The 12,155-nt window shown below is 61.0% G+C and carries 9 protein-coding genes; 7 read left to right on the forward strand and 2 right to left on the reverse strand.

Features of this window, described 5'->3' with window-relative positions; genetic code table 11:
- The first annotated feature begins 251 nt into the window (after positions 1 to 251).
- The 4 genes from gshA to tauC all read left to right on the forward strand — a co-directional run bounded on the left by gshA (position 252) and on the right by tauC (position 4,731).
- Complete coding sequence (gshA, locus tag PMI36_RS00435) at positions 252 to 1,835, forward strand: glutamate--cysteine ligase (protein WP_008076566.1); 1,584 nt, start codon at positions 252 to 254, stop codon at positions 1,833 to 1,835.
- 277 nt (positions 1,836 to 2,112) lie between these two features.
- Positions 2,113 to 3,090 (forward strand): taurine ABC transporter substrate-binding protein, encoded by a 978-nt coding sequence (gene tauA, locus PMI36_RS00430; RefSeq protein ID WP_008076568.1) that lies wholly within the window; start codon positions 2,113 to 2,115, stop codon positions 3,088 to 3,090.
- Positions 3,091 to 3,106: 16 nt separating this feature from the next.
- Positions 3,107 to 3,901: a taurine ABC transporter ATP-binding subunit gene (gene tauB / locus PMI36_RS00425; protein WP_008076571.1), complete on the forward strand. Its 795-nt coding sequence runs from the start codon at positions 3,107 to 3,109 to the stop codon at positions 3,899 to 3,901.
- Entirely contained in the window at positions 3,898 to 4,731 is an 834-nt protein-coding gene (tauC, locus tag PMI36_RS00420; RefSeq protein ID WP_008076574.1) for a taurine ABC transporter permease TauC, read from the forward strand. Before tauB ends, tauC begins: the two co-directional genes overlap by 4 nt.
- A gap of 109 nt (positions 4,732 to 4,840) precedes the next feature.
- On the opposite strand, the gene PMI36_RS00415 is transcribed toward tauC, so the two are convergent.
- On the reverse strand, positions 4,841 to 5,152 hold the full coding sequence (locus PMI36_RS00415; RefSeq protein WP_008076576.1) for a DUF6916 family protein: 312 nt from the start codon (positions 5,150 to 5,152) through the stop codon (positions 4,841 to 4,843).
- Between the two features lie 55 nt (positions 5,153 to 5,207).
- Positions 5,208 to 5,795 (reverse strand): phage tail protein, encoded by a 588-nt coding sequence (locus PMI36_RS00410; RefSeq protein ID WP_008076578.1) that lies wholly within the window; start codon positions 5,793 to 5,795, stop codon positions 5,208 to 5,210.
- Between the two features lie 246 nt (positions 5,796 to 6,041).
- On the opposite strand from PMI36_RS00410, the gene PMI36_RS00405 reads away from it, so the two are divergent.
- The 3 genes from PMI36_RS00405 to PMI36_RS00395 form a co-directional block, all read left to right on the forward strand.
- Positions 6,042 to 7,613 (forward strand): glycosyltransferase family 39 protein, encoded by a 1,572-nt coding sequence (locus PMI36_RS00405; protein WP_008076580.1) that lies wholly within the window; start codon positions 6,042 to 6,044, stop codon positions 7,611 to 7,613.
- Positions 7,614 to 7,772: 159 nt separating this feature from the next.
- Entirely contained in the window at positions 7,773 to 8,609 is an 837-nt protein-coding gene (locus PMI36_RS00400) for a sulfotransferase family protein (protein WP_085990053.1), read from the forward strand.
- A gap of 50 nt (positions 8,610 to 8,659) precedes the next feature.
- On the forward strand, positions 8,660 to 12,155 hold a 3,496-nt coding region (locus tag PMI36_RS00395), incomplete at its 3' end, for an Ig-like domain-containing protein (protein WP_032830782.1).

Raw genomic sequence — 12,155 nt, forward strand, 5'->3', positions numbered from 1 at the left:
GAGTTAATTTCGACGCTACAAAACCTGTGGGAGCGGGCTTGCTCGCGAAGAGGGAGTGTCAGTCAACATAAATGTCGCCTGATACACCGCCTTCGCGAGCAAGCCCGCTCCCACAGTGGACTGTGGCGACCCAATCATTGGCTGACTGGCGCAGCCCAAAAACCAGGCGAAAACGCCAGTTTTAACTTCACCCTTGTAGACCGTCTTGCCCACCCCCATATTGGGGCGACTGACGCGTGAAGGAATCCAACTTGAGCGAACTTCTCAACCGCCGCCTGGCTCTGCTCGGCGAGCGCGCTAACCTCTCTCTGCTCGAACAGTGCCTTCACGGCATCGAACGTGAATGCCTGCGCGTAACCAGCGAAGGTCGCCTGGCGCAAACGCCGCACCCGGAAGAATTGGGTTCCGCGCTGACCAACGAACAGATCACCACCGACTATTCCGAGTCGCTGCTGGAGTTCATCACGCCGGCCCTGCCAGACCCGGCGCAGATGCTGGCGAGCCTGGACAGGATTCACCGTTTTGCCTACAGCAAGCTCGGCAACGAGTACCTGTGGAGTCCATCGATGCCGTGCCCGTTGCCGGCCGAGGAAGACATCCCGATCGCTTATTACGGCACTTCCAACATCGGGCAGCTCAAGTACGTCTATCGCAAGGGCCTGGCGTTGCGTTACGGCAAGACCATGCAGTGCATCGCCGGGATCCACTACAATTTTTCCCTGCCGGAAAAGCTCTGGCCCCTGCTCAAAGAGGCTGAAGGCTTTGACGGCACCGACCGCGACTATCAGTCGTCGGCCTACATCGCGCTGATCCGCAACTTCCGTCGCTATAGCTGGCTGCTGATGTACCTGTTCGGTGCCTCGCCTGCCCTGGACGCCGGTTTCCTGCGCGGTCGCTCGCATCAGTTGGAACAGCTGGACCCGGACACGTTGTACCTGCCGTACGCCACCAGCCTGCGCATGAGCGATCTGGGTTACCAGAGCAACGCCCAGGCCGGTTTGACGCCGTGCTACAACGATCTGACCAGCTACACCGACAGCCTGCGCAAAGCGGTGGCCACGCCTTACCCGTCGTACGTCGAGATCGGTACGCACCAGGACGGTGAGTGGGTTCAGCTCAACACCAACATCCTGCAGATCGAAAACGAGTACTACTCCAACATCCGCCCGAAACGCGTGACCTACACCGGCGAACGGCCGATTCAGGCGCTGGTGGCCCGTGGCATTCAGTACGTCGAAGTGCGCTGCCTGGACATCAACCCGTTCCTGCCGATGGGCATCGACCTCACCGAGTCGCGGTTCCTTGATGCGTTCCTGCTGTACTGCGCGCTGAACGACAGCCCGCTGCTGACCAGTACCTCGTGCGGCAACGCGACCTCGAACTTCCTCAGCGTGGTCAAGGAAGGTCGTCGTCCGGGCCTGCAATTGCAACGCGACGGGCTCCCGGTAGACCTCAAGGAATGGGCCGGCGAATTGCTGGAAAAGATTGCGCCATTAGCGGCATTGCTGGATCAGAGCCATGGCGGCGATGCTCACAGCAAGGCACTGGACGCACAGCTGGCCAAGGTCAAGGACTCGTCCCTGACGCCATCGGCTCAGGTGTTGGCGGCGATGGCCGAGCACAAGGAAAGTTTTGCTCAGTTCTCCTTGCGTCAGAGTCAGGCACACGCAGAGTTTTTCCGCAGCGAGCCGCTTTCAAGCGCAGAACAGGCTAGATTTGAAGAGTTGGCACGTTCGTCGCTGGCTCAGCAGGTGGAGCTGGAACAGAACGAAGTTGGCGATTTCGATGTGTTTGTCGGGTCGTATCAGGCGAGTATTCTGGCGATCAGCAACTAAACGCAAACCTCTGTGGCGAGGGAGCTTGCTCCCGCTCGGCTGCGTAGCAGCCGTAAAATCTGCGACCGTGTTTAATCAGGCACACCTTCGCTGTTTTTGGGAGTCCTTCGGCCTCCAGCGGGAGCAAGCTCCCTCGCCACAAAAGCGATACACAACTATGCTCCCTTAGAATTTTCCGCTCATAAGGTAATTCGAAAAAGTTATTTATTTTCGAATTCTTATATCATTTAGTCTCCTTTTCACGCCGACTCTCGGTCGCCTGACAAGGAGCTTCCCGATGAAACTGACTTCCCCTCTTCGCCGCCTGGCCGCCGCGTTTCTGGCTTCGGCGAGTTTCCTGGCTCAGGCGGCAGATGTGACCGTCGCCTACCAGACCACCGTTGACCCAGCCAAAGTCGCCCAAGCCGATGGCACCTACGAAAAAGCCACCAAAGCCGACATCGACTGGCGCAAATTCGATAACGGCGCCGACATTATTGCCGCCATCGCTTCCGGCGATGTGCAAATCGGCTACCTCGGTTCCAGCCCCCTGACGGCGGCAATCACCCGCAAAGTCCCGGTGGAAACTTTCCTCATCGCCACCCAGATCGGCGCCGCCGAAGCGCTGGTTGCGCGCGATGGTTCCGGGATCAAGACCCCGCAAGACCTGATCGGCAAGAAAATCGCCGTACCGTTCGTTTCCACCGGCCACTACAGCCTGCTGGCCGCGCTGAAACACTGGAACATCGACCCATCGAAAGTCACCGTGCTCAACCTCGCGCCGCCAGCAATCATCGCTGCATGGAAACGCGGTGATATCGACGCCACCTACGTCTGGGACCCTGCCCTCGGCGTGGCCAAGGAGAACGGCAAAGTGCTGATCACCTCGGGCGAGTTGGCCAAGTTCGGCGCACCGACTTTCGATGCCTGGATCGTGCGTAAGGATTTCGCCGCGAAGCACCCGGAAATCGTCACCGCGTTCGCCAAAGTGACCCTCGATGCCTACGCCGACTACCGCAAAGACCCGAAAGCCTGGCTCGCCAACCAAAGCAATGTCGACAAACTGGTGAAGCTCTCCGGTGCCAAGGCCAGCGACATTCCATTGCTGCTGCAAGGCAACGTGTTCCCGCTCGCGGCTGATCAGGTGATCACCCTCGGCGCGCCGACTACCAAGGCTATCACCGACACCGCAGTGTTCCTCAAGGAACAGGGCAAGGTCGAGGCCGTGCTGCCGGACTACGCGCCGTACGTCAGCGCCAAATACATCACCAACTGATCGGGAGTTAACCGCAATGGCTTTGCTACAGCTGGAGCGTATCTGCGCACAGTATCCCGGCGCAGCGGAACCTGTGCTGGCGGATATTTCCCTGAGCCTGGGGCCCCGGCAGTTGCTGGTTGCCCTCGGCCCGTCCGGCAGTGGCAAGACCTCGCTGTTGAACCTGATTGCCGGTTTTGTCGAACCCAGTTCCGGGCGCATCACCCTTGACGGTTTGCCGGTCAAAGGCCCGAGCGCTGAGCGCGGCGTGGTGTTCCAGGACGACGCCCTGCTACCTTGGCAGGACGTGCTGGCCAACGTCGGCTTCGGTCTGGAACTGGCTGGCGTCGCCCGGGACAAACGCGAAATCCGTGCCCGGGAAATGCTCGCGCTGGTGGACCTCTCCGGTTTCGAAAATCGCCGAATCTGGCAGCTCTCGGGCGGGCAGAAACAACGTGTCGGCCTCGCTCGCGCCCTCGCAGCAGACCCTCGGGTTTTGCTGATGGATGAACCCTTCGGTGCCCTTGATGCCTTCACCCGCGAACAGATGCAGGAGCTGTTGCTGCAAGTCTGGCAGCGCACCGCCAAACCGGTGTTCCTGATTACCCACGACATTGAAGAAGCGGTATTCCTCGCCACGGATCTGATTCTGCTGGCGCCTGATCCTGGGCAAATCGTCGAGCGTCTGAGCCTGGATTTCGGTCAGCGTTATGCCTCCGGTGAGTCGGCACGCTCGATCAAGTCCGACCCGCGCTTTATCGAAACCCGCGAACACGTGCTCGCCAAAGTGTTCTCCCAACGCAGTGCCGTCCAGCGACAGGAGCGCGCATGAGCACCTATGAAATTCCCGCCGCGACGGTGAAGTCGAGCTCGACGGTCATTGCGCTGCGTCGCAGTTTGAACACACGCTGGATCAGCGTACTAACGCTGGTCGCTCTCGTTGCCATTTGGTGGGCCGTCACGGCCACAGGTTTGATCGAACCGCTGTTCCTGCCGCCGCCGTCCGCCGTGCTGCAAAAAGGCTGGCTGCTGGTAACCACCGGCTACATGGATTCGACCTTGTGGCAGCATTTGGGCGCAAGCCTTGGCCGTATTGGCCTGGGCCTGGGCTTCGCCGTGCTGACCGCCGTGCCGGTGGGCATCGCCATCGGCCACAATCGCATCGCTCGCGGCATTCTTGATCCGCTGATCGAGTTCTATCGCCCGATTCCGCCGCTGGCTTATCTACCGCTGATCGTGATCTGGTGTGGCATCGGTGAGTTGTCGAAAGTCTTGTTGATCTACCTGGCGATCTTCGCGCCGATCGCGATAGCCACCGCCACTGGCGTACGCACCGTCGACCCGGCGAAATTGCGCGCCGCACAGTCGCTGGGTGCGACTCGGGCGCAGTTGATTCGGCATGTGATTCTGCCCAGTGCCTTGCCGGACATTTTGACCGGCGTGCGGATTGGTCTGGGTGTGGGTTGGTCGACATTGGTGGCCGCCGAGTTGATCGCCGCCACCAGTGGTTTGGGCTTCATGGTGCAATCGGCCGCGCAATTCCTGGTCACCGATGTGGTGGTGCTGGGGATTCTGGTGATCGCGCTGATCGCTTTCGCCATGGAAATGGGCCTGCGTGCCCTGCAACGCAAAGTCGTGCCATGGCATGGCCAGGCTCACTGAATGTTCAATGTGGGAGGGTCTATGGCGAGGGGCAAGCCCCGGGGTTGAGCCCACCACAATCCCGCGATCCCGCGTAGGAGCTGCCGCAGGCTGCGATCGGCGTCGCTCTTTAATTGAACGCGATGTAGAAGTAGCCCAGCTGTGGATCCCGCCCCATCGGGGGGACCCTCGACACGAAAATGTCTTTCACCCGGCCCAGTTCCGGCAGTTCCATCACACACAAGCCATCGACAAAGTCAGTGGGTTGCAGGCTATTGAACTCGACGCTGAACGGCATGCGCTCGCTGTTTGGCAGCTGTGAGCGGGGCGTTTCTGCAAGGGTGTCGATATGGATCGGCAGTTCACTGCCATCGGGCAGCCGCAGCGTCCCCGTCTTGCCCAGCAGTGCCTGAAAGTGTTGGCTTTGAACTTGTTGCAGCATGGCATCACTCCATCAGCAAAAGTGGCCGGGGGATTGGCATCCCCCGGCCAGACACTCAGTTGCGCGAAGGGAAAAGACCGTTCAGGGCGATGCTGAAGTTGAGCACCAGGAACGGGTTCATCACCTCCATGGGCAAGCCGTTGCCGGCGGACGAGATTTCCCCTGTTACCGTAGTGGCCACGCCCTTGAGCGGTACGGCCGCAGCACCTTGCTGATCGGAGTAAATACTCGCCGAACCGGGACCGCCGCCCGAGGCACCAATGAACGAGTTGGTTGCGGTCGGGTTGGTGACCGGGTTGCTCGCCGGGCTGGCCAGTTGCAGGGTGGTGGTGGCGGTGAGCCCGGACAGGGCGTGGGTGTGGTTGGGCAGGTTATTGATGGTCGCGGTGACGTTCTCGGTGCCGGAAACTTCGCCGATGACGCGCGGGGTCAGGCCCAGGCCGTTGCCCATGGCGACCGGCATGCGACCTTGCAGGTTGGGCAGCATGAAATTGGTGGTGCCATTGCCTCCGTAGTAGGTTCCCAGCAGTGCGAAAACCGTGTTGTATTGCGCGATGCTCAGCGTCTGGCCGTTGCACAGGGCCCAGCCGTTGGGCGCGAAGTTAAAGGCGAAAGACTGAATAGTGCCGATGAATACTTCCATGGTTCCTCATCCCTCAGGTTAGTGTCTGATACGTCACGTTGCAGGCCCGGTTAACCGGGCAGTTCGCGCTGATCAGCCGACTCCTTTCATCTCCGTGGCTGGGTCACGCCACGCCAAAGCGTAGACGCTGATCGGAATGATTGCCGGACGTCGTCCGTCGCAAGGCCAGCATCGACGTCGGGCTCGCGCCTGTCCTACAGTGCTGGGGAAGCTTCGGTTTTCACATGGCCGTTGCAAGGGGAGGTAATGGAGGCGCGCAGAGAAACACCGCTGGGCGACACCCAGGACCCGCATGCGATGCCGGGGTTGTGGGCGGCTGTCCGTCGCTTGCTGCGATGGGCGCGGGAGCACTGGCTGTTGTCGATCCTGGTATTGGCCGCGCTGGCGCGTTTTTACGACCTGACAGCGGCGGCGATCTGGGGCGACGAAGGGTCTAGCTTGTTGCTGAGCCAGTATTCCCTGGCCGGGATCTGGGAACATGCGGCTCATGATGTGCATCCACCCCTGTATTTCATGCTTCTGCACGGCTGGATCGGCCTGTTCGGCGACGGCATTTTTTCGATTCGCTGCCTGAGTGCGCTGCCGGGGATTGCCACGGTGGGGCTCGGCGTCTGGCTGGTGGACCTGCTCGCGACCCGCCGCGCCGCGTTGCTGGGCGGAGTCCTGCTGGCGCTGCTGCCCACGGCGGTGCGTTACAGCCAGGAAGTGCGGATGTATTCGCTGCTGGGCCTGTGGCTGATCGGCGCCACGATCGCCTTGATGTATTGGATCAGGCGGCCGCAACGCACGCGCTATCTGGTGATGTACACCCTGCTGATGAGTGCCGCGTTCTACACCCATTACTTCACGGCGCTGTGCGTGCTTTGCCACTGGCTGTATCTGGGACTGATCCGCGTGCAGCCAGGGTATCGATTGCGGCACATTCAGCGCTCCGGCTGGTGGCTGGCCAATATGGCGATTGTGGCGTTGTACCTGCCATGGCTGCCCAGTCTGTTCGATCTGGTGCAGCACATGGATCAGCTCAAAGCCAATGGCGATGTGGGGTGGGAGGCGCCCGTCACGCTCGGCTCACTGCCTTCAATGATCTGGTCGTTCCTGATCCAGGACGATGGCGAGAACCTGCCCACACTGATTTTTATTGCGTTGCCACTGGCGCTGCTGGCCCTGGCGGGCGTGGCGCTGGCGCGCGATCGCAGTGTTTTCCGTGGCAGTGCGCTGGCGCTGATCTACACCGTTCTCCCGTTGTTGTTGGTATTTGCGGTGTCGTTCATATCGCCGGTGTTCATCGAGCGTTACCTGACCGCTTATGCCCTGGGCTTGCCGATGCTTGTGGCACTGGCCATCGATCGTTTGTACGCGGACTTCAAGGTAGTGGCGCTGGCCGTGCTGATGTTGTTTGTCGGCGTCGAGCTGGTGGGGCTGAAGAACAATGCCACGGTGGATACCGACGATCAGATCAGCGTCATGGTCAGCTATGTGAACCAGCACTTCGCTCCCGGCGACCGAATCGTCACCAGCGACATGCTCTGGTACCTGAGTTATGTCTATTACAACCGCACTGATGCCAAACCATTGCTGTACACGCCGCCGTTGGCCAATGGCAGGTCGAGCCGGCCGAACGCTTACGGTTTTGGCACGTTGGTGACCGGTGAGGTCTATCTGGATAGCCTCGGCAGCTTGCCCAAGGGCAATGGTCGCGTCTGGCTGGTCGGTAGCGTCGATGGACCGGACGAGTTCGCCCCTTTGCCCGAGGGCTGGCAACGCATCGGTGAAACCGGGGCGGGAGGCGCCAGGGCACGCTTGTATGTGCTGAACTAAGCCCGTGTTTTCAAGGCTTAATCGATTCATCTTTCAGCCGGTTATATCAATCGTTTTTTCCAGTCGATTTAGCTCCGATTTGATATCAAAGCACCACTAGTCGCAACACCATTCATGGTCTACGCTCGTCATACAAAAGGACTTATGACGGGTGAATGGATGCAGCACTTTCACTTTATTTCCGGCTTGCCGCGTTCAGGCTCGACCCTGCTTTCTGCCATTCTTTTGCAGAACCCGCGCTTTCATGCCGGCATGACCAGCCCCGTGGGTGCGCTCTTTTCCGGCGTTCTGGAGCAATGCAGCGCCGGCAGCGAATTCGGTGCGGTGATCGACACCAACCTGCGTCGCCGTCTGTTGCGCGGTCTGTTCGATTCTTTCTACGCCGACAAGGCCGACAAACCGGTGGTGTTCGACACGAACCGCCTGTGGAGTTCGCGCCTGCCGGCGATCAGCGATCTGTTCCCTCAAGCCAAAATCATTGCCTGCGTGCGCAATGTCGCTTGGGTCATGGACAGCATCGAGCGCCTGTACCGCGCCAACCCCTTCGAAAACACCAAGCTGTTCGGTGATGCGGTCGAACGCAACACGGTCTATAGCCGCTGCGAAACCCTGGCCCAGCGCAATCGGCTGGTGGGGTTTTCCTGGGCCGCCCTCAAGGAAGCCTATTACGGCGAACACGCCGACTCGTTGCTGATCATCGATTACGACCTGCTGAGCCAGGCGCCTGAGCGGGTGATGCGCCTGGTCTACGATTTTATTGGCGAACCCTGGTTCGAACATGATTTCGACCATTTGGCCTACGACGCACCGGAATTCGACCAGGCCCTCGGCCTCTCGGGGCTGCATAAGGTGAAGGCCAAGGTCCAACTGCAATCCAGGCGAACGATCCTGCCGCCGGACCTGTTCAAGCAGTACGCCGAGTTGTCCTTTTGGCTCGATGGCTCAGCCAGCGCCGCCAATGTCATTCGTATGAAAGCCGACGCCGCGATCAGTTGATCGCGGCGTTTTCATTGATGCCTCAGAAAGTTCGAGTCCGGGTGAGCAGCATGTGGTGGAGCAAAGGCAAGTCGCGGGTTACCGAAGGCGCACGAGCGCTGGCCTCGCCAATGATCATGTCCCTGGAGCCACGCATGCTGTTCGACGGCGCGGTGGCCGCCACGGTCGCCGACACTGCCCAGGCCGACAGCCATGCCACCGCCGAGGCGGTCGAAGCGCCGACCGCCGATCAACCGGTCGCCAGCAAAGACACCCACGGCCAGGCCGATGCCACACCGGCGCCAGCACCCGCTGCGGTGCCGGGGCAGAGCGTGGTGTTCGTCGATTCGCGGGTCAAGGATGTCGATAGTCTGCTTCAAGGCGTCGCGCCCGGTACCCAGGTGGTTCAGCTCGATGCCAGCAAAGATGGCCTGCAACAAATCGCCGATTATCTGGACGGTCATCAGGGCATCAGCTCGGTGCAGATCATTGCTCACGGCAATGCGGGCGATTTGTGGCTGGGCAACAGCTACTTGTCTGCCGACAACATCGCGGATCGCAGTGCGGTGCTGGCGGAAATTGGCAAGGACATGAACGTTGGCGGCGACATCCTGATTTATGGTTGCTACACCGCCGACGGCGAGCGCGGCTTGAATTTTATCGACTCGCTGGCTCAATTGACCGGCCGCGATGTGGCCGCCTCCAGCGATCGCACCGGGCTCGGTGGCGACTGGGATCTGGAAATCGCCACCGGCAACATCGAAAGCGCCAACGTCCTCTCGACCACGGCCATGAGCGATTATCAGTGGGGCCTGGCCACCTGGACGGCCACCAACAACGCCAACACGGGCGTCGGCTCACTGCGTGCCGCCCTCGCCTCGGCGCAGAACGGCGATATCGTCACCTTCAGCAGCAGCATGACGGTGCAGCTGACGTCCGAACTGCTGATCAACAAGAACATCACCGTTGATGGCGACTTGAACAACGACGGCGCGGCTGACGTGATTCTCGACGGTCAGTACCGGACCCGAGTGATTGAAGTGACGGCTGGCAGTATCGTGACCCTCGATGGCTTGGTGATCACCCGTGGCCTGGTATCGGGCAATGGCGGCAACGGTGGCTACGGCGCCACGGGCGCGATGGCCGGGGGGATTTTCAACGCAGGGATTTTGACCCTGAATAACGTCAGTGTAACCTCCAACGGCGCTTCCGGTGGCGGTGGCGGCGGCGGTGTCACGGGCGCTTTTTACGGCGGTGGGGGTGGCGGTGGCGGCGGTTTGGGCGGCCAGGGCGGCGGGCATGGCGGTTCGGCAGGGCCGGGCACCGGCACATTGGGCGGCCAGGCGGGCGGCGGCGGTGTCGGTGGTTACGGCGGCGGTTATGACGCCACCCACATGGGCGGTCGCGGCGGTACCACCACTGGCGGGGCTGGCGGCGTAGGCGTTTCCTATTACAGCAACGGCGGTAACGGTGCGACGGCCACCAATGGCACGATTTCCATTGGCGGTGGTGGCGGCGGGGCCGGATGGGACAAGGTCGGTGGCGCCGGCGGCAACGCGGTGGGCGGGATCTACAACGCCAGCAGCGGCACCATCACCATCGTCGGCACGTCGACCATCAGCAACAACATCGGCGCTGGTGGCGGCGGTGGCGGTGGTGGTGGCCAAGGCAGCAATGCCAGCAATGGCGGCATTGGTGGCCGTGGCGTCGGTGCGATCTGGAACAAAGGCACGCTGCTGATCACAGCCGCCAACTTCGCGGCCCTGGCCGGTAATGCCGCGGCCAGTGGTGCCGGCGGTACCGCGCAGGGCGGAGGTTCAACCGGCACCTCGCCGACCTCTGTCGCGACCATCTACAACGACGGTGGTGTACTCAACACCGCGTATTCGCCACCGCCGACCGCGACTATTGTGGTCGCTGATACCACACTGAGCATCGGCGAAACGTCCCTGGTGACCATTACCTTCTCCGAGGCGGTGACCGGTCTCACCAATGCGGATCTGACCATCGCCAACGGCACCTTGACTGCGGTAAGCAGCGGCGATGGCGGCATCACCTGGACGGCAACCTTTACCCCATCCGCCAGTATTTCCGATACGACCAACGTCATCACCCTGGACAACACCGGGGTGATCAACATTCTGGGCACCGCTGGCGTCGGTACCACCAACTCCAATAACTACGTCGTCGATACGGTCCGGCCAACCGCCAGCATCGTGTTTACCGACACGGCGCTGAGAATCGGCGAAACCTCGCAGGTGACCATCACCTTCAATGAAGCAGTCAGCGGTTTCACCAACGCCGACCTGACCATCGCCAACGGCACGTTGAGCGCGGTGAGCAGCAGCGACGGCGGCATCACCTGGACGGCAACTTTTACACCGACCGCCAGCATCACCGACACGACCAACCTGATCACCCTGGACAACACCGGCGTGGCGGATCTGGTGGGCAACGCCGGCAGCGGCACCACCGATTCGAACAACTATGCCATCGATACCGTGAGGCCAACGGCAACCATCGTGGTGACAGACAATGCGCTGAAAATCGGTGAAACCTCGCAGGTGACCATCACCTTCAGTGAAGCGGTGAGTGGTTTCACCAACGCTGACCTGTCCATCGCCAACGGCACCTTGAGCGCGGTGAGCAGCAGCGACGGCGGCATCACCTGGACGGCGACCTTCACACCTTCCGCGAGCATCAATGACACGACCAACCTGATCACCCTGAACAACACCGGCGTGGCGGATCTGGCGGGCAACACCGGCAGCGGCACCACCGACTCGAATAATTATGCGATCGATACGCTTCGTCCAACCGCAACCATTGTGGTGGCGGACAATGCGCTGAGAATCGGCGAAACCTCGCTGGTGACCATCACCTTCAATGAAGCAGTCAGCGGTTTCACCAACGCCGACCTGACCATCGCCAACGGCACCTTGAGCGCGGTGAGCAGCAGCGATGGCGGCATCACCTGGACCGCCACGTTCACCCCGAACGCGAGCGTCAATGACACGACCAACCTGATCACCCTGGACAACACCGGCGTAGCGGATCTGGTGGGCAACGCCGGCAGCGGCACTACCGATTCCAACAACTACGCCATCGACACTGTGCGGCCAACGGCAACCATCGTGGTGACGGACACGGCGCTGAGAATCGGCGAAACCTCGCTGGTGACCATTACTTTCAGCGAAGCGGTCAGCGGTTTCACCAACGCCGATGTGACCATCGCCAACGGCACGTTGAGCGCGGTGAGCAGCAGCGACGGCGGCATCACCTGGACCGCGACCTTCACACCTTCCGCGAGCATCAATGACACGACCAACCTGATCACCCTGGACAACACCGGCATCGCGGATCTGGCGGGCAACGCCGGCAGCGGCACCACCGATTCCAACAACTACGCCATCGACACCGTACGTCCGACTGCGACGATTGTGTTGGCCGACACAACACTGGCAGCGGGTGAAACCTCGCTGGTGACGATCACCTTCAGCGAGGCGGTCAGCGGTTTCACCAACGCCGACCTGAGCATCGCCAACGGCACCCTGACTGCGGTCAGCA

Origin of the sequence: Pseudomonas sp. GM79 (genome assembly GCF_000282495.1) — a bacterium.
Classification (GTDB): domain Bacteria; phylum Pseudomonadota; class Gammaproteobacteria; order Pseudomonadales; family Pseudomonadaceae; genus Aquipseudomonas.